Consider the following 24773-nt stretch of genomic DNA (forward strand, 5'->3'; position numbering starts at 1 on the left):
GTCTGGCTCAGGGGGTGTTGCGTCCCGGCGTGAAGAACCCGCCAGGACCACCGTTGCCGGAGCTACTCGGCGGCGGGATGATGCCGCCGTCCTCCAGGATCGTCAGCGTGATCGTCTGATCCTTGGAGATCGTGCTCCCCGACGTCGGGTTCTGCTTCACCACGGTGTCCGGTTGCCCAGTGCCGACGTGCGTGGACTGCGTGTTGATCTTGCCCGACCAGCCGAGGCCCTGCAGCGTCTGCGTCGCCTCGTCCTGGGTCATCCCGGTCAGGTCGGGGATCTGGATCTCCTCCTGGCCCTTCGACACGATCAGCGTCACCGTGCCGTTCGGTTCCAGGTTGCCGCCGTTGGGCCGCTGGTCGATCACCTGGTCCTTCGGCTTGTCCGAATCCTGGTCCTGGCGCTGCACCTGGAATCCGGCGTCCTCGATCTCCTGCTTCGCCGTGGTGTAGTCCTTGCCGACGGTGTTGGGCACCTGCTTGTACGCCACCTGCGAGCCGACGGTGATGTCCACCGTCGAGCCCTCGGCCGCCGAGGAGTTCGCGGTCGGGTTCTGCGACACGACCTTGCCGACGTCGCTCTCCTTGTCCACGGTCTGCTGGTTGGTGTCGCCGATCTTCAGCTTGTTCTGCTCCAGCAGCGCCTTGGCCTCGTCCGGGCTCTTGCCGTTCAGGTCGGGCACGGTGACCGAACCCGGCCGCACGCCGACGGTGAGCGTGATCTGGGTCGTGGTCGCCACGGTCGTGCCCGCCGCGGGATCGATCGCGATCACCTTGTCGATCTGATCCTCGGTGCACGACGGGTCACCCGGGTTGGCCGGGGTGACCCCGCAGACGATCTGCTTGTTCGGCCCGAACGACGAGAAGCCGGCGGACTGCAGCTGGTCCTTCGCCGACACCACGGTCTGGTTCACGACCGACGGGATCTGCGCGCTCTTGTCGGTGTTGCGGAACGCATCGGTGCCGAGCCACAGCGCCATCAGGACCGCGCCGGCCACGAGCACCGCGGCCACCACCGCGAAGATGATCCGCCGCCGTCGCTTCGCCCGCGGATCCTCTTCCGGTTCGTCGCCGTAGTCGTCGTAGCGCTGGGCGGGACGACGGTCGGCGTCCATCACCTGGGTGCGCTCGTCCTCGGACATCACCATCGGCGCGGACGGCCGCTGCCCGGACAGCGTGCGCACCAGGTCCGAACGCATTTCGGCGGCCGACTGGTAGCGGTTCGCCGGGCCCTTGGCCAGCGCCTTCAGCACGACCGCGTCCAGCTCCGGCGACACCGCCGGGTTCACCGACGACGGCGGGTGCGGATCCTCCCGCACGTGCTGGTAGGCGACCGCGACCGGCGAGTCACCGGTGAACGGCGGCTCCCCGGTGATCAGCTCGTAGAGCACGCAACCTGCCGCGTAGACGTCGGAACGGGCGTCCACCGACTCACCGCGCGCCTGCTCCGGCGAGAGGTACTGCGCGGTGCCGATCACCGCGGCGGTCTGGGTCATCGCGGACTGGCCGTCGTGCATCGCCCGCGCGATGCCGAAGTCCATCACCTTGACCGCGCCGTTCTTCGTGATCATCACGTTGGCGGGTTTGACGTCCCGGTGCACGATGCCGTGCCGGTGCGAGAAGTCGAGTGCGGCGCAGACGTCGGCCATGACCTCCATCGCCCGCTTCTGCGACATCGGGCCCTCGGTCTTCACGATGTCGCGCAGCGTCCGGCCCTCGACGTACTCCATCACGATGTAGGGCAGCGCCCCGACGTCGGTGTTGGCCTCACCGGTGTCGTACACGGCCACGATCGCCGGATGGTTCAGCGCGGCCGCGTTCTGGGCTTCCCTGCGGAACCGCTCCTGGAATTGGGGATCCCTGGCGAGGTCCGCGCGCAGGACCTTGATCGCCACCTCCCGGCCCAGACGCACGTCGTGTCCGTGGTGGACCTCGGACATACCTCCGTAGCCGAGCGTGTCGCCCAGCTCGTACCGATTGGAGAGCAGTCTGGGTGTGCTCATCTCTGTGTGCCGTTCCATTCCGTCCAAGGTGTGGTCATCATGCCCTGAAGGTCGTCGTGCTCGCTTGGTCCGGTCCGGGCCGGGTGCTGTCTGACCGTGTTCGGTCTGGCTGCGGTCGGCCCGCTACTGGTGTCCACGCTTCGTGGGTTCCCGCCGTTGCCGACCGCTCTCGCGATCACGAAGGCCGCGGCGGCCAGCACCACGACGATGATCACCGCGAGCAGTACCCACCATCCCCATTGGGCCCGCCTGCGTGGCACCGGCGGGGGCGGAACCGCCGGCGGCCGGAAGGCGGGGTTGGTGCCGGGCCCGGCAGGCCCGGCCGCAGGCGGGAGCACCGGAGACGGGGGTGGTGGTACCGCCGCGAAACCGACGTTGGCCAGTCCGAGCGGGGTCGGCAGCGGCCGGCCGGCGCGGATTGCGGCGACCGCCGCGGCGAACTCACCCCCGCTGGCGTAGCGCTGCCGGGGATCCTTCACCAGGGTCGCCGCGATCACCGCACGTGGTCCCGGCGGCACGTCCGGCGGCAACGGCGGTGCGACGTCGCGGATGTGCATCATGGCGACCGTCACGGCGTTTTCGGACAGGAACGGCCGGTGCCCCGCCAGGCATTCGTAGCCGCACACGGCGAGTGAGTACACATCGCTGGCAGGCTCCGCGTCGTGCCCGAGCGCCTGCTCCGGCGCGATGTAGTGCGCGGTGCCCATGACCATGCCCGAGCGGGTGACCGGCGCCGCGTCCGCGGCCTTCGCCACGCCGAAATCGGTGATCTTCACCTGGCCCGACGGCGTGACCAGGATGTTGCCCGGTTTCACGTCGCGGTGCACCAGTCCCTGTTCGTGCGCGGCCTGCAGTGCGTTGCCTGCCTGCTCCAGGATGTCCAGCGTGTAGTCGGCGGTCAGCCTGCCGTGCCGGGCGAGGATGCCGGCCAGCGGATCACCTTCGACGAACTCCATCACCAGGTAGGCGACGGACAGATCCTCGTTCACCGTCTCGCCGTAGTCGTGCACCGCGGCGATCCCGGCGTGGTTGAGCGACGCCGTCATCCGCGCCTCGGTACGGAACCGGTGCAGGAACTCCGCGTCGCCGGAGAGTTCGGCCTTCAGCACCTTGACCGCGACGACCCGGTCGAGCCGGGTGTCGCTGGCCTGCCAGACCTCGCCCATCCCGCCGACGGCGATCCGGTTCGTCAGCTTGTAGCGCTCGGCCAGCAGCTGACCCGAGGACAGCATCGGCTATCCACCCCCGAGATGGGCGGCGATCGCGGCGCGGCCGATCTCGGCGGCCACCGAGCCACCGGTCGCGGCAAGACCGCGGTTACCGCCGTTCTCGACGATCACCGAGACCGCGATCTGCGGATCGTCCGACGGTGCGAACCCGGTGTACCACGCGTGCGGCGGGGTGTTCTTGGAATCGGAGCCGTGCTCGGCGGTGCCGGTCTTGGACGCGATCTTCAGCGCCGGATCCTTGCCCGCGCCCGCGGTGAAGCTCTCCGACGCGATCATCATGTCGGTGAGGATCTTGTCGTTCGACTCGGACAGTGCCGCCTTGCCGGTGAGCTCCTCCGGCTGGACGTCCTCGATGGTCGACAGGTCCGGGGCCAGGATCGACTGCACCAGCTGCGGCTTCATCGCCCTGCCGCCGTTCGCGACGGTGGCCGAGAGCAGACAGTCCTGCAGCGGGGTGAGCCGAACGTCGCGCTGGCCGATGCCGCTCTGGTACAGCGCGCCCTGCGAGTCGAGCTCGCCGACGGTGGACGGGGCCACCTTCAGCGGCACGGTCAGATCGGGCTGGCCGATGCCGAAGTTCGTCGCGGCCGCCTTCATCTTGTCCGCGCCGAGCTCGCCGGAGAACGTCGCGAACGGCACGTTGCACGAGTGTGCGAGTGCGTCGGAGAAGGTATTGCCGGGGCAGGCCTCGCCCGCGTAGTTCTCCAGCGTCTGGCTGGTGCCGGGCAGCTGCACGTTCGGCGCGGTGTTGATCTGCGTGTCCGGCCCGATCCCGCTCTCCAGCGCGGCGGTCGCGGTGACCAGCTTGAACGTGGACCCCGGCGGATAGTTCTCCGAGATCGCCCGGTTCAGCATCGGGTTCGCCGGGTCCTTGTCGTACTTGGTCCACGCGGTGTTCTGGTCCTTGCCGTGCGTGGCAAGGGTGTTCGGGTCGTACGACGGGGTGGACACCATGGCGAGGATGCGCCCGGTCTTCGGCTCCATCGCCACCACGGCGCCGGTGTAACCGCGCTTGGTCATCAGGTCGTAGGCGGCCTTCTGCACCTTCGGGTCGATGGTCAGCTTCACGTTGCCGCCACGCGGGTCGCGGCCGGTGACCATGTCCGACAGCCTGCGCACGAACAGCCGCGGGTCCGAGCCGTTGAGCACGTCGTCCTCGGCACGCTCCATGCCGCCCGCGCCGTAGTTGATCGAGTAGTACCCGGTGACCGGGGCGTACATCGCGCCGTCGGTGTAGGTGCGGGTGAACTTGAACTTGTCGTTGGAGGCCTGCACCCCGGCGAGCACGGTGCCGTCCGGTGCGACGATCTGGCCGCGCTGGCGCGAGTACTCGTCGTAGAGCACCCGCTGGTTGCGCGAGTCGGTGCGGTAGGCGTCGGCCTTGATCACCTGGACGTAGGTGTCGGTGCCGAGCAGCAGGACGATCATCACGAGCATCGCCATACCGACCTTGCGCAGCGGGGTGTTCACGCCGTCCTCCCGTTCGTCTCGTCACCGGCGGACGGGCGCTGCACCATCACGGTGTGCGCCTCGGCGAGCGGGGCCTGGCGTGGCTGGGGCTTCGGGCGGGTGGCCGGCCTGCGGGCCGCGTCGGAAATGCGCAGCAGCAGTGCGACGAGGATGTAGTTCGCCAGCAGCGACGAACCACCCTGGGACAGGAACGGTGCGGTGATGCCGGTCTCCGGGATCAGGGCCGTGACGCCGCCGACGACCACGAAGATCTGCATCACGATGGTGAACGCGAGCCCACCGCCGAGCAGTTTGCCGAAGGTGTCGCGCACGGCCAGCGCGCTGCGCATACCGCGCATCGCGATCAGCAGGTACAGCATCAGCACCGCGGCCAGTCCGACGAAGCCCAGCTCCTCACCGATCGAAGCGGTGATGAAGTCGGTGCTGGCCGCGGGCACGATGTCCGGCCTGCCCGCGCCGAGGCCGGTGCCGCCGACCCCGCCGGTGCCGAGCCCGAACAGTCCCTGCGCGAGCTGGTAGGACCCGCCGAGCTCGTCGTAACGCGGGCCGAGCGGGTTGAGCCAGTTCTCCACCCGCTGCTGTACGTGCGTGAAGAGGTTGTAGGCGATGAGACAGCCTGCCACGAAGAAGCTCAGCCCCACCACGACCCAGATCACGCGCTCGGTCGCGACGTACAGCATCACCAGGATGATGCTGAAGTAGAGCAGCGAGGTGCCCAGGTCCTTTTCCAGCACCAGGATGCCGATCGAGGCGGCCGCGGCGATCAGGATCGGGCCGAGATCGCGGGCGCGCGGCAGCTCGACCCCGAGGAACTTCTTGCCCGCCACCATGAACAGATCGCGCTTCGACACGAGGAAGGAGGCGAAGAAGATCATCAGCAGGATCTTCGCGAACTCACCTGGCTGGATCGAGAAGAACGGCAGCTTCAGCCACACCTTCGCGCCGTTGACCTCGGAAAGGCTCGACGGCAGCACCGCGGGCAGCGCCAGCGCGATGATGCCGATCAGGCCGAAGGTGTAGCCGTAGCGGGTCAGCGTGCGGTGGTCGTTCACCACGAGCAGCACGACCACGAACAGCACCAGCGACACGACGGTGAACAGCACCTGCTTCGTGACTTCCGGGCTGTACTCATCGCCCGCCTGCAGCGCCTTTTCCGCCTTGGCCAGGTCGATCCGGTGGATCATCACCAACCCGATGCCGTTCAGCAGTGCGACACACGGCAGCAGCACCGGGTCCGCGTACGGCGCCCAGCGGCGCACGGCCAGGTGCGCGACGGTGAGCACACCGAGGTAGGCGAGCCCGAGCCACAGGATCGAAAGCGTCAGCTCCTGCTCCTGGTTGGCCTCGACCAGCACCAGAGCAATGGTGACGAGACCGGCGACGAACGCGAGCAGCAGCAGCTCGGTGTTCCGGCGGGTGGGCAGTTCCCGTGGCGGATTGGTGGTGAACTGGGCGGAGACCGGGTCGGCCAGCGGCTGGCCCATCAGTTACCGCCTCCTGTCGTCGGCGTCGTACCCGACGTCGCGCAGTCCCTCCCCGGAGGCTGGTTCGCCGATGAAGGCGCGCCGCCGGACGGAGGCGGCGAAACGACGCTGCTGGACGGAGTACCGGTCGGGACGGTCGGCGTGCCGGAGGCCGACGGCCCGGTGGGCTTGCAGTCCGCGAGCTGCTTGTTCAGGCGGAGAAAGTCGTCGATGTACTTGCGGGCGTCGTCAAGGCTGTCACGCTTCACGCCGTTGCGCACCGCGACCCTGGCGTCCTCCTGCAGTGCGGGGAGACGCAGTTTGTCCGTGCACAACTGCCCCGGCGGGCACGAGCCCTGCTCCAGGGTGTGCAGCTGGATACCGAGGATGCTGCCGGGGACACCCCGGTAGATCACCACCTCGTCGTCCGGCCCCTCGCCGACGTAGTACTGGCTGAGCACGAAGTAGCGGGTAGCGATCGCGGCCGCGGCCAGTACCACCAGCACCACGACCGCGCCCACGAGCCAGCGGAACCGCTTTCGTCGTTTGGCCTTCGGATCCTCCTCGAGGACCTGCGGTTCCGCCCGTGGCGTCGGTGCCGGCTGGGTCAGCGCGCGGGCCCGCGCGGCGGGGGAATCGCCCTGGTGCAGCTCGTCGCTGCCGTCACCGGCCGCACCGCCGACGATCGGGGCGTCGTCGCCGAAGTCGACGTCGACCACGTCCGCGATGATCACCGTGACGTTGTCCGTGCCGCCGCCCTTGAGCGCCAGTTCGATCATCCGGTCCGCGCAGTCCTGCGGATCCGCGATCTGCACGGCCTCGGCCAGTGTTTCGTCGCTGACCATGCCGGACAGGCCGTCGGAACAGATCAGGTAGCGGTCACCGGGGCGTGCCTCGCGCACGGTCAGGCTCGGCTCCACCTCGTGCCCGGTGAGCGCCTTGAGCAGCAGCGACCGTTGCGGGTGCACGGCCGCCTCCTCCGGCGTGATGCGGCCCTGCTCGAGCAGCTCGTTGACGAAACTGTCGTCCCGGGTGATCTGCGCGAACTGGCCGCCGCGCAGCAGGTAGGCACGCGAGTCGCCGACGTGCACCAGCCCGAGCCGGTTGCCCGCGAACAGCACCGCGGTGAGCGTGGTGCCCATACCGTCGAGGTCGGGGTCTTGGGCGACCAGCTCGGCGATCGCCGCGTTGCCGTTCTGCACGGCGTCGCGGAGCTGGGCGAGCAGGTCGTCGCCGGGCTCGTCGTCGTCGAGCGGGGCGAGCGAGGCGATGACGACCTTGCTGGCCACCTCACCGGCAGCGTGCCCGCCCATTCCATCGGCGAGCGCGAGCAGGCGGGGGCCGGCATATACGGAGTCCTGGTTGTTCGAACGCACCAGGCCCCGGTCACTGCGGGCCGCGTAGCGGAGGACGAGAGTCATGGGCGAAGCTCGATCACCGTCTTGCCGATCCGGATGGGGACTCCGAGCGGGACCCGGAGTGGTGCAGTGACCTTAGCCCGGTCGAGGTAGGTCCCGTTCGTCGAACCCAGATCTTCCACGTACCAGTCCTCACCGCGCAGGGCGATCCGGGCATGGCGGGTCGACGCGTAGTCGTCGTCGAGGACCAGCGTCGAGTCGTCGGCCCGGCCGATCAGGATCGGCCTGCCGTCGAGCGCGATGCGGGTGCCCGCCAGTGCACCGTGGGTCACCAGCAATTGCTGCGGAGCCTTGCTGCCCCGCGGCTTCTTCTCTTTGTTGCGGCGGAAGGATGGCACCTGTACCCGAAGGCCGGACGCGGCGTAAAGGTCCGAACGCACGACCCGCAACGCGGCGAACACGAAGAGCCAGAGCAGCACGAGAAAGCCCACTCTGGTGAGTTGAACGACCAGCTCTGGCACTTGTTGTGTCCGCTCCCGCCTCTGCCTGCAAGCCGCGGTGCGCGCGCACCGCGGATCCCCCCGCACGCCAATTCTGCGGGAACCCGGTAGACGAGCTGCGCTCAGCCCTGGGTTCGGAACACCAGAGACGAATGCCCCACCCTGATCACGTCGCCGTCGGCGAGCTGCCAGGTCTGCACCGGGGTGCCGTTCACCGTGGTGCCGTTGGTCGATCCGATGTCGGCGAGCGTGGCGCTCTGGCCGTCCCAGGTGATCTCCAGGTGCCGACGGGACACCCCGGTGTCCGGCAGCCGGAAGTCGGCGTCCTGACCACGGCCAACCACGTTGCCGCCCTGCTTGAGCGAGTAAGTGCGGTTGGAGCCGTCGTCGAGCTGCAGGCTCGCGGCGAGCTGGCGCCCGCCCGCGGGCGGGCCGGGCGGGGCGTAACCACCCTGCTGGGCGTACGGGTCCTGGCCCGGCTGGCCGTAACCACCCTGGCCGCCGTACTGGTCGTAGCCGCCCTGCGGGGCGCCGTAGCCCTGGTCGTAGGCGGGCTGGCCACCCGGCGGGGTGCCGTAGCCGCCTTGCGGGGCGCCGTAACCCTGGTCGTATCCCTGCTGCGGCTGACCGTACTGGTCGTAGCCGCCCTGCTGGGGCTGACCGTACTGGTCGTAACCACCCTGGGGGGCGCCGTAGCCCTGGTCGTAGGCGGGCTGGCCACCCTGGCCGCCGTACTGGTCGTAGCCGCCCTGCGGGGCGCCGTAACCCTGGTCGTAACCGCCCTGCTGGCCATAACCCTGGTCGTACCCGGGCTGCTGGCCACCCTGCTGTCCGTAGCCGTACTGGCCCTGCTGGCCGTACGGGTCACCCTGGTCGTATTGGCCGTAGCCGGGGGGCTGGCTCATTGCTGGGTCTCCTGCGTTGCTGGGTCGTGCCGACCGTGACGAGCCACCACCCGCGCTGGCGCGGGCGTCGGGATCGACGGACGAACGGGTCTTGAACTGTCCAGTATGCAGCGCCTCGTTGCGCTCGAGTGATACGACGACGTCACCATAGGTGTCCCAGCCGTGCTCGGCGAGGTGTTCCGCCACGGCTTTCGCGAGAACCCCGGTGACCCGTTGCTCGTCGCCGGCCATGCGTTCGTGGTCAGCTGTCCCCAACGACACGATGTAGTGATTCGGGGCGAGCTGCCGACCGCCTGCCAGCTCACGAACGTTTTCCTCGCCTTCCCTCTCGAGCGCCACCGCCACTTCCTGCGTGACGACGTTGCCACCGAACATGCGCGCGAAGGTGTTCCCCACAAGGTTCTCGAGACGCCTGTCGAAGCGCTCTACGCGGCCCACTGGGGATGACCTCCTCACACCTGTGCTTGCGCACCGATCCTATCCGGGATCCGAAGGGTTCAGCAGGCCCCCGGTGAAACCGGTGCAATCCCCCTGCTAAGCTTTGCGGGCTGTCAGAGAGAAGCACTCGGGCGAGTGGCGGAATGGCAGACGCGCACGGTTCAGGTCCGTGTGTCCGAAAGGACGTGAGGGTTCAACTCCCTCCTCGCCCACCCTGTTCAGAGCCCCAGCCGCTTGTGCGACTGGGGCTCTTTTCCGTTGTCGGTCGTCGTTTTTCCCGGGGGCCGAGCCCCCCGGAGCCGCACGGTGCGGGTGGGGGCATGACTCGTGTCATGGCGGGGTGGTGAGGTTTGGGTCTGCCGGTGCGGGGGTGCGGCGGCGGACGATCCTCGTATGGGAAGTACACCGATCATTCAGGTGGACGAGCTGCGGGTTCGGTATGGGGGGTTCGCGGCCGTTCAGGGGATCAGTTTCAGCGTGCGGCCTGGGGAAGTCTTCGGATTGCTCGGGACCAACGGGGCAGGCAAGACGTCCACGATGGACGTGCTCGAAGGGTTCCGGCGGCCCGGTGGGGGCAGTGCGCGGGTGTTCGGGGTCGATCCGTTCGCTGACCGCGAACGCATCGCGCACCGGATGGGGATCATGCTCCAGGAGGCCGGGTTCTTCGACGACCTCACGGTGACCGAGACGGTGCGGGCCTGGCGAAGGTTCACCGCGGATCCGCTCGGTCTCGACGAGGCGCTCGAGCTGGTCGACCTCGGCAAGGTTGCGCACACCCGGGTCGGCAAGCTCTCCGGTGGGGAGCGCCGTCGGCTGGATCTGGCGCTCGCCGTGCTGGGCCGGCCGGAGCTGCTGTTCCTCGACGAGCCGACCACCGGGCTCGACCCGCAGGCGCGCCGCCGGACCTGGGCGGTGCTGGAGAACATGGTCGCCGGAGGGATGGCGATCCTGCTCACCACCCACTACATGGAAGAGGCGCAGTACCTCGCCGACCAGGTCGCGATCATGGACCGCGGGCGGATCGTGCGGCACGGGTCGGTCGCCGAGGTGATCGGTGCCGACCACGGCTCCACGATCACCTTCTCGAGCGATGTGCCGGTGCCGGTCGAGGTGGCCGGCGTCGCCGAGGACGGCCGCCACCACGAGCTGACCAGCGTCGATCCGCAGGCCGATCTGCGCAGGCTGATCGGCTGGGCGGACGACGCCGGTGCCCGGCTGCGGGATCTCGAAGTCCGGCGCAACTCGCTGGAGGATGTCTTCCTCCGCGTTGCCGGCGACGAAGACGAGGCCGCGCTGACTGCGGCCGGCAAGGAGCGGTAGATGACTGCCTTGACCCCGGCGCTGAACCGGCCGAGCCGTTCGCTCGGCTGGTGGCGCTACACCTGGTCGCAATTCCTCTTGTCGCAGAAGGTGCACTGGCGGGATCTCGGTTTCGCGCTGACCGGAGTGCTCATTCCGCTCGGGCTCGGTATCGGATTGCCCGCGAGCCAGCACGGCAAGAACTCCATCGCCGGTATCGACGGCGGGGTTTACCTGCTGCCCGGAATGATGGGCTTCGTCCTCGTCTGGATCGTCTACAACGTGGTCAACTCGGCCACCAGCCGACGCGGGAAACTCATTTACAAAAGGCTGCGCGGCACCCCGCTGCCGGACACCGCGATCATGACCGGCGAGGCGATGAGCGGGTCGGTCACCAGCGTGGTGCAGGTCGTCGTGCTCGGCGTCTTCGGGCTGGTATACCTCGGTGCACCTGCCCCGGCGAACCCGTTGTTGCTGCTGGTCGGAGTGCTGCTCGGCGCGTTCACCTTCGCGCTGCTCGCGGTCGGCGTGTCCGGGCTGCTGCCCACGAGCGAGGTGTCCACCTGGATCGTCACGCCATTTCTGTTCCTCATGATGTTCGCCTCCGGAATCGTTTTCCCGCTGTCCGAGATGCCACATTTCCTGCAGGTGCCGGTGCAGTACCTGCCGTCCAGTTCGGTCGTGGAAATTCTGCGCACCGCGTATCTCGGCCGGGATTTCGCGTCGAATCCGGCCACCGCGCAGTTGCCGCACCAGGTCGGATTCCTGCAGTCCTTCCGGGCCTGCCTAATGCCGCTGGGACTACTCTGTGCCTGGATCGGCGTTTCCCTCGGCCTGGGCAAGCGCTTCTTCAAGTGGGATCCGAAGCGGTCGAGCTGAGCAGGAGGGCACGTGGACCGGTGGCACCCGGGGACAGTGGGCCGCGTCGTTGCGCTCCTGATCCTCGGTACCGCGGTCGCGTTCGTCGCCGAGGCCTTCTTCCTGTGGCTCGGCAGTGGCCCGGCAGTGGTCGACGTGGTGTTCGCCGTGCTGGCCGCGGCCGGGGTGCTGACCGGGATCGGCCGGATCGTCTGGGCGGTGGTGCGCCGCTCGGCGGCCAGCGGCGAACACCTGGTGGACGTGGCGATCGGCACCAGCCTGTCGTATGCGTTGCTGCTGGTTTTCGGTCCGGCCTGGCTGGCGCTGCCTGCACTGGTCGCGGGCGTCGCCGCGATCAGCCTCACCGGGCTCAAGCGCTGGCTCTTCCCGCTGGCGGTGCTGATCTGCACGACCGGGCTCGCGTTGCTGAACGGACTCTCCGTGGCCGCCGCAGCCGAGGCGCTGCTGCGTTCGGTGGTGACGGTCGCGGTGTTCGCCGGGATGGGGCTGCTGGTCGCCTACGCCGCCGAGGTGCACGCCAACCGGGACGAGCTGGCCAGGATGGCCGTGGTCGAGGAACGGCTGCGGTTCGCCCGCGATCTGCACGACGTGCTCGGCCGCGGACTGTCGGTGGTGCGGCTCAAGGCCGAACTGGGGCTGCGGCTGCTCGACACCGACCGCGAGGCCGCGCGGGCGCACCTGGTCCAGATCGCCGAGCTGGCCGGCGGCTCGGTCACCGAACTGCGCAAGGTCATCGCGGGCTACCGCCAGCCGAGCCTTGCCGGGGAACTGCACAACACCTCGTCGATCCTCAATCTCGCCGGGGTGGAGGTGGTCGCCGACCCGGTACCGGACGGGCTGCCCGCACCGGTCGCCGAGGTGATCGGCTCGACCATCCGCGAGGGCGGCACCAACATCCTGCGGCACAGCGCCGCCGAACACTGCCGGGTGGAATTCGTCCGGGAACCCGGTGCGCTGACCGTGCGGATCCGCAACGACCGGCCGCATGCGGGCGGCGGACGGGCAGGGCACGGGCTGACCGGATTGGCCGAGCGGCTGGCCACGGTGCGCGGCACCCTGGAACACGGTGCCCGGGAAGGGGATTTCGTCCTCACCGCCCGGGTGCCACTGGAGCGACCGAGGGGGAGCTGATGACGTTGCGGATCGTGCTGGCCGAGGACCACGCGCTGCTGCGGGAATCGCTGCAAACGGTGTTCGGGCTCGCCGACGACATCGACGTGGTCGCCGCGGCCGACAACGGGGCGGACGCGCTGGACGCGATCCGCAGCCGGCGGCCGGACGGGGCGATGGTGGACATCGACATGCCGCGGATGTCCGGTCTCGAGGTCGCCGAGGCGGTACGGGACGAGCGGCTCGACTGCGCGCTGCTCGTGGTCACCAGCTACGGCAAACCCGGTTACCTGCAGCGGGCCATGCGCGCCGGGGTGCGCGGGTTCGTGACCAAGAACGTCTCCCCGGACACCCTGGTCGAGGCGGTGCGCAAGGTGTGCGCGGGTGGCCGGTTCGTCGATCCGGAGATCGCCGCCGACGCGCTCGCCGTCGGCGAGACGCCGTTGACCGACCGGGAGCTGGAGGTGCTGCGGCTGTCCGGCGCCGGGCTGCGCCCCGCCGAGATCGGTACGCGGCTCTCGCTCGCCGAAGGAACCGTGCGCAACTACCTGTCCAGCACGCTGACCAAGCTGCAGGTGGACAACCGGGTGGCCGCCTACCGAGTCGCCGAGGAAGCCGGCTGGCTGTGAACGACCTGGTCGAGTTCTACCGGCAGCTGCACCGCGATCCCGAGCTCTCCGGTGCGGAGGAGCGGACCGCGGCGGCGTTCGCCGAGCGGTTGACCGCCCTTGGCTGCACCGTGCGCACCGGGATCGGTGGCCACGGCGTGGTCGCGTTGCTGGACAACGGCGCCGGCCGCACCGTCGGGCTGCGCACCGAACTCGACGCGTTGCCGATGGCGGAGGAAACCGGTCTGCCCTACGCCAGCACGGGGCAGGCGATGCACGCCTGCGGGCACGATCTGCACCTGGCCGCCGTGGTCGGCACGATCGCCCGGCTCGCAGCCAACCGGGCGGACTGGAGCGGGCGCGTTCTGGTGCTCGGGCAGCCCGCCGAGGAGACGCTGGACGGGGCGCTGGCCATGCAGAGCGCCGGTGTGCACGACGTGTTCGGCGCACCCGACGTGCTGCTGGCCCAGCACGCGGTACCCGGTCCGGTCGGCCGGATCGGACATTCGCCGGGGCCGATCACCGCGCCGTGCGCAGAGCTGGCGATCACCGTGCACGGTACGGGCGGGCACGCCGCGGTGCCGTTCCTCGCGGTGGATCCGGTCGTGCTGGCGGCGCACCTGGTGGTGCGGCTGCAGTCGGTGGTGGCGAGGGAGACCAACCCGGCCGAGCCGGTGGTGATCACGGTCGGCTCGGTGCACGCGGGGGAGGCGGCCAACGTCATCCCGGACCGGGTCGAGCTCGGGGTCAGCGTGCGTGCCGCGAGTGCGGGCGCGTTGTCCGGTGCGCTCGCCGCGATCGAACGGGTGTGCCAAGCCGAGGCCGCGGCTTCCGGGGCACCGGTGCCACCCGAGGTCGCCACGGTGCGTTCGGCCCCGGCCACGGTGAACGACCGGCAGCTGGTGCTCGCGGTGCGTGCCGCGCACGCGGCCGAATGGGGCGCGGACCGGGTCGGCTGGACGCCCCCGGTGGCCGCGGCGGAGGACGTCGGCCATCTCCTCGCGCGAGCGGACGGCACATCGATCCCGCTCTGCTACTGGACGATCGGGGTCGGTTCGCGAGGTACGAACCATTCACCCGGTTTCGCCCCTGAGCCGTCTGCGTTGCAGGCTGCCGTGGCGGCACTTACCATCGCCGCCCGGTCAGCACTGACTGTAACCGCCGGGTGAGCGTCCCGGCACCGTCGGTTGATCTTGGTCCAGGTTAGCTGTCAGTTAACTACTCCACCTGGGTGATATAGCGAACTTTTGCTCTCTATTGGCCCGGATGGTGTATAGCGTTTTAGCTGTGGGTAGGGGTTGACACCCCGATTCACAAATGTCTGGGGAATCGAAGCCTGGGGGGCTTTGTAATGGTGAAAACTGCCATTGTCGCGACAGCTGTCGCTTTGCTCGGTATGTCCGATATGACCGCTAGTGCCGCCGAGATCCCGGCGCCGCCGAAATGTGAACCACATACGCAATTCGGCTCGGTCGGCTTCGAAACGGTGCAGTGGGAATACCTCGGCTCCGAGCACGGCGAATATGTGTATCGATACCACTTCAACAGCTGGTCGCCCGGCACCGTCACCTGCTCGCCCACGGCCTGATTCCGGCCGGGTCTTCCCCGTCGCCGGGGGAGCGCAGCACTGGGAGGAGGTGAACAGCAATGCAGGAAGACACCGTCATCGACGCAGTGGAGGAGCTGCAGGTCGAGGAGCTGGTGGAGACGACCGCGGCAGGTACCGCGTTCAGCGTCGGCTCCGCGGGCTGCCCGTCCAGCGTCGGTACCGCATCCAGCTTCGGCTGAGCGCGCACCGCACCGCACACACATCGAGGAGATCGAGATGAACGAGTTCGACACGCAGGCCGAGCCCGCGTTCGCCGAGGACATCACGGTGGAGGAGCTGGGGGAGGTCGCCGGTGCCGGTACCACCAACACCGGCGGCACGCTCAGCTCCACCACCTGCCCGGCCTGCGTCGGCACCGCTTTCAGCTGGTCATAAGGAGTTCGGCATGGACATCCAGGAAACCGAGTTCACCGAGGAACTGACCGTCGAGGAGCTGTCGGATGCGACCGGCGCCGGATGGTGCGTCGGTTCGGCAGGCACCTTCGGCTGCCCGTCTAGTGCCGGCAGCTACGGCACGGTCAGCTCGCACTGAGCGAAAGGGAGAAGACGATGAACGACGAAATCAGCGAGCCGGCGACGTCCGAGCTCACGATCGAGCAGCTGTCCGATGCTCAGGCAGGCAGTTTCTGCGTCGGCACCGTGGGCACCGCGGGGTGCCCGAGCTCGGCGGGCTCGGTGGGCACCGCGAGCTCGAGCTGACACTCCCCTTCGACATCCGCGGCGAAACGAACCTTCGAAAGGAGGGATGTCATGGAGAACGCTACCACGCCGAATGCCCAGGTCGAGGAGCTCGTGATCGAGGAGCTGACCGACGCCGGAGCGGCGAACTGCTTCGGCACCGCGGGCAGCGTCGGCTGTCCGGTGTGCTTCGGCACCTTCGGCAGCGCCACCTGATCGGCGTGCAGTAAGAGCAGCGAAATCGCATTGACCGCGTGGTCGCCGTCCATAAGTGAAACATTTTCGGCGGCGACCACGCGGTGCGGACGAGCACGTGCCTGAAAGGACTGGGGGATGGCAGAAATCGTCCAGCGTCTGCGGGAGCATTTCATGCGGCAGGAGCCGTTCGGAATGGCTGCCCCGACGTTCTTCGCCGAACTGGTGACCAGGGCACCGGTGGTGCACTTCGACGGGATGTGGGTGATTTCCGCGTATGAGCTGGTGACCCGGCTGTGCACGCACCCCGACGTCCCGATGGCCGCGCCGGTCTTCACCGAGGCAGTGCATCGAGATAACCCACAGTTTGTCCGGTTCTTCCGCAACACGCTGTCCGTCCGGGCTCCTGAGGAGCACATGCGGTTACGCAGCGTGCTGACCGGGGCGTTTTCCGGCCGTCACCTGGCCACCTTGCGGACCCGTATCGACGAGGTGGTCGCCGAGCTGCTGGCGGACCCGCTGCGCGCGGGCGGTACCGAGTTCGTCAGCGCACTGGCCGTCCCGCTGCCGGCCAGGGTCACCGCGGTGCTGCTGGGCATTCCGCCTGCCGATCGCGACCTGGTGGCCGCGCGGGCCACCGGCATGATGCACCAGTTGTCCGCCGGCTTCCTGACCGAATCCCACCCGGAGGCGGGCACCCCGATCACCGCTGCCGAGTTCGCCGAGCTGCGCGACTACGTGGCCGGGCTGCTGGTCCGGCGCGAGGCCGAACCGGCCGACGACCTGATCGGGCACCTCGCGCAGGTGCGGCAGGCGGGCAAGCTGACCGTGGACGAAGCGGTGGACATGGTGCTGCTGCTGTTCATGACCGGCCTGGACACGGTCACCGCGGCGCTGACCAACACACTGGTGGTCCTGCAGGAGTGGCCGGAGGTCGCCGCCGCGCTCGCCGCCGACCCGAGTTGCGCGGACCGGGTGTTCGCCGAGGCGATCCGGCTGCGTACCCCGGTGGCGTTCGGCTCCCGGCAGGTGGCACGCGACGTGCGGGTGGGTTCCCTCGAGTTCAACGCGGGCGACACGGTCATCCTGACCTTCGCTGCGGCCAACCTCGACCCGCGCAAGTTCGCCGATCCGATGGAGTTCCGCTGGGACCGGCCGATCACCGGCAACGTCGCGTTCGGCCACGGCAGCTACTACTGCCTCGGCAGCGCACTCGCCGGGATGACCGCGCAGTCGCTGCTGCGCGCTCTGCACGACTGTCTGCCGCGGATCGACCGCCCGCTCGCCGACCTGCCCTGGCGGGCGTCGCTGGCGTTCCCGACCCCGCGGCTGCTCCCGGTCACCTTCGCACCCGCAGCTGCCGAGAGCGGTGCGCGATGAGTACGAGCTATCGCTCCCGGGCAGGCACCGAGTTCCGGCAGGTCGAGGAAGCCGACTGCGGTGCGGCCTGTCTCGGCATCGTGCTCGCCGGGTTCGGCAAGTACATGCCGTGGGCGATGCTGTCCCGGGTGTGCGGTGGCGGCCGGGACGGCATCAGCGCCGCGACCCTGGCCCGCCGTGGCCAGCAGCTCGGCCTCACGGTCAGCGCCAAGCGGGTCCGGCTTTCCGGCACTGCCACCGACCTCGCCACGCTCCGCGCGCTGCCGGTGCCCGGCGTGGTGTTCCTGGACCAGCGGCATTTCGCGGTGCTGGAACGGGTCGGCCGCGGCGGGCGGGTGCGGATGCACGATCCGGCGCTCGGCAGGCACACCTTGTCTGCCGCCGAGTTCCGCACGCGGTTCTCCGGACTGTTCCTGGGATTGCGGCCGGGGCCGGAGTTCCTGCCCGGTGGTGCGCCGGAGCCGGCCGCCTCGCGGGCGCTGGGCTGGCTCGGCCGCGGTGCGGTACCTGCGGTCGGTGCGGTGCTGGCCGGGGTGTGCACGGCGCTGCTGACCGTGGTCGCCGCGTTGCTGGCTCGTTCCCTCATCGGGTCCACAATGGACGCTTCGGTCGGCTGGCTGCTCGGTGCGCTGGCCGCGGGGGTGGCGGTGGCCGCATGGACCCAGCAGCGGCTGATCTCCGCGACCCTGCTCCGCACCTCGCTCGCCCGGTCGACCGAGCTGGTCGAGCACCTGCTGCGGTTACCCGGCAGCTACTTCCACCGCCGGTTCACCGGCGGGGTGGCCGCACGGGTGCAGATCGCGGACACCATCGCCCAGCAGCTGACGTCGGTCATCCTGCCGATCGGCGTGCATCTCGCCGCGGTGCTGGGACTGCTCGTGGTGCTGGCCTTGTTCGCGCCGGGCGCGGCCGCGGTGCTGCTGGCAGGCACCCTGCTGACGGCGCTGCTGGCCCGCGTAGGACGGCATTCCGGTACCGAGCGGCAGTCCACGCTGATGACCGAGCAGTCGGCTCGCGACGGTCTGACGCTCAACGTGCTTTCGGCCATCGACACGGTGAAAGCCGAGGGCAGCGGCGCGCAGGCGTTCGCGCGCTGGTCCGCGGCGCAACGGAAAACACTCGCCGCCCAGCGCCGGGCCGCGTTGGGGGAGCAGCGGATCGGGCTCGGCGTCACCGCGGCGCACGCACTGACCTTCGCCGCCGGTCTCGCGCTGACCGGACTGTGGGAGCCGCGCGAGGTGATCACCGTGGCGGTACTGGCCGGGGTGTGGCAGGTGCACGCCGGTGGCCTGGTCACCGGGCTGCACCGGATCGGCGGCCTGCGCAGCAGCTTCGCCGGGTACGACGACGTCGCGCAGGCCGAGCCGGACCGGTTCGACGCGGACGCGCCGGTGCTGCTCGGCCCTGGCCGGATTTCCGTGCGTGGCTTGCGTTACGGCTACGACAAGAACTCCACGCCACTGCTGAAGGGGCTGGAGCTGGACGTGCCGCCGGGGACCAGGGTGACCGTGGTCGGTGCGAGCGGCAGCGGCAAGTCCACCATGGCGAAACTGCTTGCCGGGTTGATCCGGCCGTGGTCGGGTGCGGTACTGGTGGACGGCAGGCGCAGTGCGGACCTGCCGCCGAAGGCCCGGTCCTTCGTGGTCGGGTACGTCGCGCAGCGGCCGGCGTTCTTCGAGGGCAGTGTGCGGGAAAACCTGGAGCTGGGCACCCCGCTGGCCGACGAGGCGATCACCGCGGCACTGGCGGATGCCCAGCTCACCGAGACGATCGCATTGCGCGGCGGGGTGGACGGCGCGTCCGTCGCACAGCACGCGCGCAACTTCTCCGGCGGTGAACGGCAGCGGCTCGCGCTGGCACGGGCGCTGGCCCGCAATCCGCGGGTGCTGGTGCTGGACGAGGCCACGAGCGCGGTCGAAACGGCGCTGGCCACGCGGATCGACGCGGCGCTGCGGGCAAGGCGAACCACCACGGTGGTGGTGGCGCACCGGCTTTCCGCGGTCCGCCCGGACGATCTCGTGCTGCTGATGGACCGCGGCCGCGTGCTGGTGCGCGGACGGCACGGTGACCTCGTCGAGCACGGCGGCGGATACCGGGACCTGGTGGAGGTGGCCGGATGACCACGCTGCCCCACGAAGGCACCACCGGCCGCGGACTGCTGTCGTTCGCGGTACGCGGACAGCGGGTACGGCTCGCGCTGGCCGCGGTGACCGGACTGCTGGCGACCGTGTTCGGCTTCATCGTGCCGCTCGCCGGGATGGTGCTGGCGATCACGATCAGTGCCGGAAACCGCGCCGCCGTGCCGTATCTCGCCGGGGTGCTGTTCGGGGTGCTGGCGGTGCAGCTGCTGACCACCGCCGCGGTCGAACGCGGTCTGCTGACCTTGACCGACCGGGTGCAGGACCGGGTGGAATCGGCGCTGTGGCACCGGTTGCTGAGCCTGCCCGCGCCGTTTTTCCGGCAGTACCCGCTGCGCAGGCTGATGGGGTTCGCCGGTGGCGTCGGGCAGTTGCGCAGCCTGCTCGGCAGCGGAGGTCTGACCGCCGCACTGCACGCCGGGTTCGCGCTGGTCGCGGTCGCATTGCTGGCGCTGCTCGACCCGTGGCTCGCGGTCGCGGCGGTCGGGTTGTTCGGCCTGGTACTGGCCGCGATGCTGTGGCTGTCCGTGCGTCAGCAGCGGCACGACACCGAGGTGCTCGCCGCGGTGGACGACGTGCAGGCGGCGGTGTATCCGGCGATGCTGGGCATCGACGACGTACGCGCGGTCGGTGCACAGTCCTATGTGGCCGGTCGGTGGCGGGCGGCCTTCCTCGCGCAGAAGCGCTCCGACGACGCCGGTCTGCGTTACGCGGAACCGGCCAGTGCGCTCGCGGTGGCCTGCTACCCGGCGTTGCTCGCACTGCTGCTGCCGCTCTCGGCCGGACTCGGCTTCACCGGCCAGTGGACCGTGGTGATGGTTGCGATGACGTTGAATCTCACCGCGGCCCGGTTGCAGCAGGCGCTGGTCGGGTTGTTCTCGATCGGCCCGGTGCACGCCCGGCTCGCGCCGGTGCTGACCACCCGCCCGGAAACCCCGGTCGTGGCGCGCCGGCTGCCGCCGCCGCGCGGCGCGATCGAGCTGGACCGCGTGCACTTCCGCTACCAAGGACAGGCCCGTGACCTGCTGTCCGGGATCTCCTTGCGGATCGCGCCGGGCGAGTTCGTCGCGGTGGTCGGCGCGTCCGGCGCGGGCAAGTCCACCCTGCTGCGGATCCTGCTCGGGCTCGACCGGCCGGACCACGGCCGGGTGCTCGTCGACGGTGCCGACCTCACGGAGTCCGATGTGGACGAACTGCGCACGCGGATCGGTTACGTGGCACAGGATGCCACTCTCGTACGCGGGACGATTGCCGAGGTCATCTGCGGTGCCACCGGGCAGGTCGAGCTGGGCCTCGCCTGGCGGGCTGCCGAATCGGCCCAGCTCGCCGATGTCGTCGCCGGGCTGCCGATGGGCATGCAGACCCAGGTCACCGACGGCGACTGCGGGTTGTCCGGTGGCCAGATCCAACGCCTGCTGCTGGCGCGTGCGCTGGCAAAACAGCCCGCGGTGCTGCTCTTGGACGAGGCGACCAGCGCACTCGACGCGGCGGCGCAGGAACTCGTCCGGTGTGCGGTCGACCGGTTGCGGCTGACCCGCGTCGTGGTGGCACACCGGCTCTCCACGATCCGCTCGGCCGATCGGATCGTCGTACTGGAACACGGACGGATCGCGGACATCGGCACGTTCGCCGAGCTGTCCCGCCATTCGAAAGCCTTCGCCCGGCTCGCGGGCCCCGCCCGCCGGAACGACTGAGGGGATGAACCCATGACGGAAATCGAGCGGATCACCAGGTTCAACCGGTCACTGCGGGTACTCGCGGTGCCAGGGGACGCGGTGTACCTGACCAGCGAACGGACCACGCAGACCCGGCTGGCCGGCAGGCTCGTCGAGCAGCTGGCCCCGTTGCTGGCAGGCGGCCACAGCCGGGACGACATCAAGGCGGCGCTCGGCGTCGACGATCCGACCCGCATCGACGGCGCACTGGACCAGCTGCGCCGTGGTGGTTACGTGGTCGAGGTCGATCCCGGCGTCGACCCGCGGGTCGGTGGTTACTGGGAGGCCACCGGCGTGGACGGCGACGTCGCGGTGCGGCGGCTGGCCGGGGCGAGCGTGCGGGTGCGCACCGCGGGCGAGGTCGACGCGACCGGGTTCACCGAGGCGTTGCGCGGTCTCGGCGTCGGCGTGGTGACCGACGCCGGTGCTCCTGCCGAATTCACCGTCGTGCTCACCGACGACTACCTGCGCCCCGAGCTGGCCGAATGGGGCAAGCAGTTCTACGCGGCAGGCATGCCGTGGCTGCCGGTGAAGCCGGCGGGCAGCATGATCTGGGTCGGTCCGGTGTTCGAACGCGACGTGACCGGTTGCTACGAATGCCTGCGGGTGCGGCTGGCCAACAAGAACGTGCTGGCGTCGTACCTGCGCCAGCGCGGTGTACTGGACAGCCCGGCGCTGGTCAACTCGGTGACCGGCACGGACGTCACGCGGGACCTGGCGCACCGGCTGGCCGCACTGCACGTGGCCAAGTGGCTCACCGGGGCGTTCGCCGCAGGCAGGGCCGCGCAGCCGGAGCCGCCGGGCGGGGTGGCCGCCGAGTACGGCATGCCGTGGCAGTCCGAGGTGCTCACCCTCGACACGATCAGTCTCACCCAGGAGCACCACCCGTTCCAGCGGCGCCCGCAGTGCCCGCAGTGCGGTGAACCGGATCTGCAGGCCCGGCGCCAGGAACAGCCGGTGCGGGTGCAGTCCCGCCCGCGCACCGGCAGCAGCGACGGCGGGTACCGGGCCGGACCACCGGAGCAGTTCATCGCCAGTTACCAGCACCTGATCAGCCCGGTGACCGGGCCGATCAGCAACCTGGTGAAGGTGCCGCTGGAGGTCGAGGGGCTGCACACCTACACCGCCGGGCAGAATTTCGCGATCCCGATGGCCAACGCGAACGACCTGCGGGCGGGCCTGCGCAGTTGCAGTGCGGGCAAGGGGATGAGCGACGCGCAGGCCAAGGCGTCCGCAATCGGCGAGGCCATCGAGCGGTACTCCGGGTTGCACCACGGCGACGAGGCCCGGCGCACAGCGCGGTTCGCCGACCTGGACCCGGCCGAGGTCGTCCACCCGAACGCGGTGCACCTCTACAGCGAGGCGCAGTTCCGTGACCGTGCCGAGTGGAACGCCCGCCCGTCGCACTTCCACTGGGTGGCCGACGACCTCGACCCGAAGCAGACGATCGAGTGGTCGCCGCTGTGGTCGCTGACCGAGCAGCGCAGCAAGCTGTTCCCCACCTCGGGGCTGTACTTCGCTTACCACAACCCGGGAAACCCCTACCAGGCCGGCGCGAACTCCAACGGCTGCGCGGCAGGCACCAGCCTGGAGGACGCTGTCCTGCAGGGCTTCATGGAACTGGTGGAACGCGACACCGTGGCCATGTGGTGGTATCACCGGCTGCGCCGTCCGGCGATCGATCTGTCCACTTTCGACGTTCCGTACTTCGAGCAGTGGCAGCAGCGCTACGACGAGCTGAACCGGGACACCTGGGTGCTGGACCTGACCAACGACCTCGGCATCCCGTCGGTGGCCGCGGTGTCCGTGCGCAGGGACAAGCCGGCGCAGGACATCCTGTTCGCCCTCGGGGCGCACTTCGACGTGGAGGTCGCGATCGGCAGGGCGCTGTCGGAGATGAACCAGTTCCTGCCCGCGGTGATCGGCATGAAGGCCGACGGGTCCGGCAGCTACGCCTACAACGATCCGGACCAGCTGCACTGGTGGCGCAACGCCACGCTGGAAAACCAGCCGTACGTGCTGCCCGCGGATGGTGCCAAGCGGACGGCAGCGGACTTCCCGCGGCACGACACCACCGATGTTCGTGACGACGTGCTCCGTGCGGAGCGGACCGTGGCCGAGCGCGGTATGGAGATGCTGGTGCTCGACCAGACCCGGGTGGACATCGGCCTGCCCGTGGTGCGCGTGATGGTGCCCGGTATGCGGCACTTCTGGCCCCGCTTCGCACCCGGCCGTCTCTACGACGTGCCGCGCAAGCTCGGCTGGATCGACCACACCTCGTCCGAGGACGACCTCAACCCGATTGCGATGTTCCTATGACCACTCTCGAACGCACTGCCGAGTGCACCGTCACCTTCCGCCGCGACGTCGCCCTGCAGACCCGGGACGACCAGGTGCTGCTCGGGCTCGCCGATCGGGCGGGTTACCGGCTGCGCAACGTGTCCGCCGCGATGCGCGAAGCGCTGGCCGGGGTCGAGGCGGGGATGCACACCGCCGAGGAGCTGGCACAGCAGTACCCGGGCTCCCCGGTGGCCGGAGTGCTGGCGAAGATCGAACCGTTCCTGGCCACCGGGATCCGGCTGGCGGGCTGCCGGGCGGCGGTGCTGGAGCGCACCGGGATCACCGAGCTGCGGCCGCCGTCGCCGGATCTCACCGGCACGACCTGGTTGCGGCTGGGCAAGTTCAGCCTGCTGCGCCGTCGTGGCGACGACCTCGTGCTCGAGTCTCCGCTGTCGAAGTACCGCGCGGTGCTGCTCGACGACGCGATTGCCGGTGCACTCGGCGTGGTCGCGCGTCCGGTGTCCGAAGTGGACGAAGAGCTGGTGCCGGTGCTGGCGTTGCTGGCCGGTGCCGGATTCCTGGACATCGGCACCGAGGACGGCTTCGCGGTGGATTCGGACGAGGTGCTGCGCCAGTGGGACGTGCACGATCTGTACTTCCACAGCCGCAGCCGGATCGGCCGCACCGACGAACCGTTCGGCGGCCGGTTCCCCTACGTCGGGCAGATCGAGCCGTTGCCCGCGGTGAAACCTGCTCCGGAGGGGCCGCGGATCGAGTTGCCGCGTCCGGAGTTCGACCGGGTGCGGGACGGCGATCCGGGGTTGCAGGAGACGATCGAGGCCCGTCAGTCGATCCGCGCATACGGCGACGAGCCGATCACCGTTGCCCAGCTCGGCGAATTCCTCTACCGCACGGCGCGGGTGCGGGGCACCTACGGCCCGCGGCCGGAGGCGCGGATGCCGTACGAGGGGTCCAGCCGGCCGTATCCGTGCGGCGGCGCGGGCTACGAACTGGAGCTGTACCTGACCGTGCGCCGGTGCGCCGGGCTGGAGCCGGGGATCTACCACTACGACGCCGGTGAACACGCCCTCCGGCTGATCAACACCGGTGTAGCTGACCGGGAGGAACTGCTGCGGGTGGCCACGCTGTCCACCGGTGGGCAGGCAGTGCCGGACCTGCTGGTCACCATGACTTCGAGGTTCCAGCGGCTGGCCTGGAAGTACCAGTCGATCGCGTACGCGGTCACGCTCAAGCACGCCGGTGCGCTGTACCAGACCATGTACCTCGTGGCCACCGCGATGGGACTGGCCGGCTGCGGGCTCGGCAGCGGGGACGCGGACGCCGCGGCCCGTGCGTTCGGACTGGACTACCTGCGGGAATCGTCGGTCGGTGAGTTCATCCTCGGCAGCGCGCCGGACGAGCTGCCCGCACCGGTGAGCGGTGACGGCGCGCTCGATTGGCGGCCGGGCAACGATCCCGGCTGGCAGGCCGAGGCGCTGGCCGCGCGGAGGGGGTGA

23 protein-coding genes and 1 tRNA gene are annotated in these 24773 nt (G+C 69.7%); 17 read left to right on the top strand and 7 right to left on the bottom strand.

Annotated elements, in window-relative coordinates; genetic code table 11:
- Positions 1–7: 7 nt before the first annotated feature.
- From pknB to ABD793_RS09085, 7 genes are all read right to left on the bottom strand, one after another.
- The gene (gene pknB / locus ABD793_RS09055; protein ID WP_344857532.1) at positions 8–2002 is read right to left on the bottom strand and encodes a Stk1 family PASTA domain-containing Ser/Thr kinase; all 1995 of its coding nucleotides are present in this window, start codon (positions 2000–2002) and stop codon (positions 8–10) included.
- Positions 1999–3234 carry a serine/threonine-protein kinase gene (locus ABD793_RS09060; RefSeq protein WP_344857534.1) on the bottom strand — a complete coding sequence of 412 codons (1236 nt, stop codon included), beginning with the start codon at positions 3232–3234 and terminating at the stop codon, positions 1999–2001. The genes pknB and ABD793_RS09060 overlap by 4 nt, the downstream gene beginning before the upstream one ends.
- A 3-nt stretch (positions 3235–3237) precedes the next feature.
- A complete protein-coding gene (locus ABD793_RS09065; protein ID WP_344857536.1) occupies positions 3238–4701 on the bottom strand; it encodes a peptidoglycan D,D-transpeptidase FtsI family protein in 1464 nt (487 codons plus the stop codon).
- On the bottom strand, positions 4698–6185 hold the full coding sequence (locus ABD793_RS09070) for an FtsW/RodA/SpoVE family cell cycle protein (protein ID WP_344857538.1): 1488 nt from the start codon (positions 6183–6185) through the stop codon (positions 4698–4700). The genes ABD793_RS09065 and ABD793_RS09070 overlap by 4 nt, the downstream gene beginning before the upstream one ends.
- The gene (locus ABD793_RS09075; protein ID WP_344857540.1) at positions 6185–7585 is read right to left on the bottom strand and encodes a PP2C family protein-serine/threonine phosphatase; all 1401 of its coding nucleotides are present in this window, start codon (positions 7583–7585) and stop codon (positions 6185–6187) included. Before ABD793_RS09075 ends, ABD793_RS09070 begins: the two co-directional genes overlap by 1 nt.
- Entirely contained in the window at positions 7582–8043 is a 462-nt protein-coding gene (locus ABD793_RS09080) for an FHA domain-containing protein FhaB/FipA (protein WP_037718919.1), read from the bottom strand. Before ABD793_RS09080 ends, ABD793_RS09075 begins: the two co-directional genes overlap by 4 nt.
- A 101-nt stretch (positions 8044–8144) precedes the next feature.
- On the bottom strand, positions 8145–9365 hold the full coding sequence (locus ABD793_RS09085; protein ID WP_344857542.1) for an FHA domain-containing protein: 1221 nt from the start codon (positions 9363–9365) through the stop codon (positions 8145–8147).
- Between the two features lie 129 nt (positions 9366–9494).
- Here ABD793_RS09085 and ABD793_RS09090 point away from each other — a divergent pair.
- The 17 genes from ABD793_RS09090 to ABD793_RS09170 all read left to right on the top strand — a co-directional run bounded on the left by ABD793_RS09090 (position 9495) and on the right by ABD793_RS09170 (position 24773).
- Positions 9495–9577, top strand: a tRNA-Leu gene (locus ABD793_RS09090).
- A gap of 181 nt (positions 9578–9758) precedes the next feature.
- Positions 9759–10685, top strand: a complete 927-nt coding sequence (locus ABD793_RS09095; RefSeq protein WP_344857544.1) for an ABC transporter ATP-binding protein — start codon at positions 9759–9761, stop codon at positions 10683–10685.
- On the top strand, positions 10686–11543 hold the full coding sequence (locus tag ABD793_RS09100) for an ABC transporter permease (RefSeq protein ID WP_344857546.1): 858 nt from the start codon (positions 10686–10688) through the stop codon (positions 11541–11543).
- A 12-nt stretch (positions 11544–11555) separates the two neighbouring features.
- Positions 11556–12674, top strand: a complete 1119-nt coding sequence (locus ABD793_RS09105; RefSeq protein WP_344857548.1) for a sensor histidine kinase — start codon at positions 11556–11558, stop codon at positions 12672–12674.
- Entirely contained in the window at positions 12674–13282 is a 609-nt protein-coding gene (locus ABD793_RS09110) for a response regulator (RefSeq protein ID WP_344857550.1), read from the top strand. The genes ABD793_RS09105 and ABD793_RS09110 overlap by 1 nt, the downstream gene beginning before the upstream one ends.
- Positions 13279–14430 carry a M20 metallopeptidase family protein gene (locus ABD793_RS09115; protein WP_344857552.1) on the top strand — a complete coding sequence of 384 codons (1152 nt, stop codon included), beginning with the start codon at positions 13279–13281 and terminating at the stop codon, positions 14428–14430. The genes ABD793_RS09110 and ABD793_RS09115 overlap by 4 nt, the downstream gene beginning before the upstream one ends.
- 182 nt (positions 14431–14612) lie before the next feature.
- On the top strand, positions 14613–14849 hold the full coding sequence (locus ABD793_RS09120) for a hypothetical protein (protein WP_344857554.1): 237 nt from the start codon (positions 14613–14615) through the stop codon (positions 14847–14849).
- 59 nt (positions 14850–14908) lie between these two features.
- Entirely contained in the window at positions 14909–15049 is a 141-nt protein-coding gene (locus ABD793_RS09125; RefSeq protein ID WP_344857556.1) for a thiocillin family RiPP, read from the top strand.
- A gap of 37 nt (positions 15050–15086) precedes the next feature.
- Positions 15087–15245, top strand: a complete 159-nt coding sequence (locus ABD793_RS09130) for a RiPP peptide (protein WP_344857558.1) — start codon at positions 15087–15089, stop codon at positions 15243–15245.
- 10 nt (positions 15246–15255) lie between these two features.
- Positions 15256–15402, top strand: coding sequence for a thiocillin family RiPP (locus tag ABD793_RS09135; RefSeq protein ID WP_344857560.1), 147 nt, complete (start codon positions 15256–15258; stop codon positions 15400–15402).
- 17 nt (positions 15403–15419) lie between these two features.
- Positions 15420–15569 carry a thiocillin family RiPP gene (locus ABD793_RS09140; protein ID WP_344857562.1) on the top strand — a complete coding sequence of 50 codons (150 nt, stop codon included), beginning with the start codon at positions 15420–15422 and terminating at the stop codon, positions 15567–15569.
- 51 nt (positions 15570–15620) lie between these two features.
- Positions 15621–15764 carry a thiocillin family RiPP gene (locus tag ABD793_RS09145; RefSeq protein ID WP_344857564.1) on the top strand — a complete coding sequence of 48 codons (144 nt, stop codon included), beginning with the start codon at positions 15621–15623 and terminating at the stop codon, positions 15762–15764.
- Between the two features lie 117 nt (positions 15765–15881).
- Entirely contained in the window at positions 15882–17123 is a 1242-nt protein-coding gene (locus ABD793_RS09150) for a cytochrome P450 (protein ID WP_344857566.1), read from the top strand.
- Positions 17120–19243, top strand: coding sequence for an ATP-binding cassette domain-containing protein (locus ABD793_RS09155; RefSeq protein ID WP_344857568.1), 2124 nt, complete (start codon positions 17120–17122; stop codon positions 19241–19243). Before ABD793_RS09150 ends, ABD793_RS09155 begins: the two co-directional genes overlap by 4 nt.
- Positions 19240–20955, top strand: coding sequence for an ATP-binding cassette domain-containing protein (locus tag ABD793_RS09160; RefSeq protein ID WP_344857570.1), 1716 nt, complete (start codon positions 19240–19242; stop codon positions 20953–20955). The genes ABD793_RS09155 and ABD793_RS09160 overlap by 4 nt, the downstream gene beginning before the upstream one ends.
- A 12-nt stretch (positions 20956–20967) precedes the next feature.
- Entirely contained in the window at positions 20968–23295 is a 2328-nt protein-coding gene (locus tag ABD793_RS09165) for a TOMM precursor leader peptide-binding protein (protein ID WP_344857572.1), read from the top strand.
- Positions 23292–24773 (top strand): SagB/ThcOx family dehydrogenase, encoded by a 1482-nt coding sequence (locus tag ABD793_RS09170; protein WP_344857574.1) that lies wholly within the window; start codon positions 23292–23294, stop codon positions 24771–24773. Before ABD793_RS09165 ends, ABD793_RS09170 begins: the two co-directional genes overlap by 4 nt.

It is taken from the genome of Amycolatopsis ultiminotia, from assembly GCF_039536925.1.
In the GTDB taxonomy this organism is placed as follows: domain Bacteria; phylum Actinomycetota; class Actinomycetes; order Mycobacteriales; family Pseudonocardiaceae; genus Amycolatopsis; species Amycolatopsis ultiminotia.

Excerpts from the sequence above, each read along its gene's own strand:
- ABD793_RS09060 (WP_344857534.1), bottom strand. The coding sequence starts at position 3,234 with ATGCTGTCCTCGGGTCAGCTGCTGGCCGAGCGCTACAAGCTGACGAAC.
- ABD793_RS09075 (WP_344857540.1), bottom strand. The coding sequence starts at position 7,585 with ATGACTCTCGTCCTCCGCTACGCGGCCCGCAGTGACCGGGGCCTGGTG.
- ABD793_RS09095 (WP_344857544.1), top strand. The coding sequence starts at position 9,759 with ATGGGAAGTACACCGATCATTCAGGTGGACGAGCTGCGGGTTCGGTAT.
- ABD793_RS09165 (WP_344857572.1), top strand. The coding sequence starts at position 20,968 with ATGACGGAAATCGAGCGGATCACCAGGTTCAACCGGTCACTGCGGGTA.
- ABD793_RS09120 (WP_344857554.1), top strand. The coding sequence starts at position 14,613 with ATGGTGAAAACTGCCATTGTCGCGACAGCTGTCGCTTTGCTCGGTATG.
- ABD793_RS09130 (WP_344857558.1), top strand. The coding sequence starts at position 15,087 with ATGAACGAGTTCGACACGCAGGCCGAGCCCGCGTTCGCCGAGGACATC.
- ABD793_RS09170 (WP_344857574.1), top strand. The coding sequence starts at position 23,292 with ATGACCACTCTCGAACGCACTGCCGAGTGCACCGTCACCTTCCGCCGC.
- ABD793_RS09125 (WP_344857556.1), top strand. The coding sequence starts at position 14,909 with ATGCAGGAAGACACCGTCATCGACGCAGTGGAGGAGCTGCAGGTCGAG.
- ABD793_RS09140 (WP_344857562.1), top strand. The coding sequence starts at position 15,420 with ATGAACGACGAAATCAGCGAGCCGGCGACGTCCGAGCTCACGATCGAG.
- ABD793_RS09145 (WP_344857564.1), top strand. The coding sequence starts at position 15,621 with ATGGAGAACGCTACCACGCCGAATGCCCAGGTCGAGGAGCTCGTGATC.
- ABD793_RS09135 (WP_344857560.1), top strand. The coding sequence starts at position 15,256 with ATGGACATCCAGGAAACCGAGTTCACCGAGGAACTGACCGTCGAGGAG.
- ABD793_RS09155 (WP_344857568.1), top strand. The coding sequence starts at position 17,120 with ATGAGTACGAGCTATCGCTCCCGGGCAGGCACCGAGTTCCGGCAGGTC.
- ABD793_RS09150 (WP_344857566.1), top strand. The coding sequence starts at position 15,882 with ATGGCAGAAATCGTCCAGCGTCTGCGGGAGCATTTCATGCGGCAGGAG.
- ABD793_RS09070 (WP_344857538.1), bottom strand. The coding sequence starts at position 6,185 with ATGGGCCAGCCGCTGGCCGACCCGGTCTCCGCCCAGTTCACCACCAAT.
- pknB (WP_344857532.1), bottom strand. The coding sequence starts at position 2,002 with ATGAGCACACCCAGACTGCTCTCCAATCGGTACGAGCTGGGCGACACG.
- ABD793_RS09110 (WP_344857550.1), top strand. The coding sequence starts at position 12,674 with ATGACGTTGCGGATCGTGCTGGCCGAGGACCACGCGCTGCTGCGGGAA.
- ABD793_RS09100 (WP_344857546.1), top strand. The coding sequence starts at position 10,686 with ATGACTGCCTTGACCCCGGCGCTGAACCGGCCGAGCCGTTCGCTCGGC.
- ABD793_RS09160 (WP_344857570.1), top strand. The coding sequence starts at position 19,240 with ATGACCACGCTGCCCCACGAAGGCACCACCGGCCGCGGACTGCTGTCG.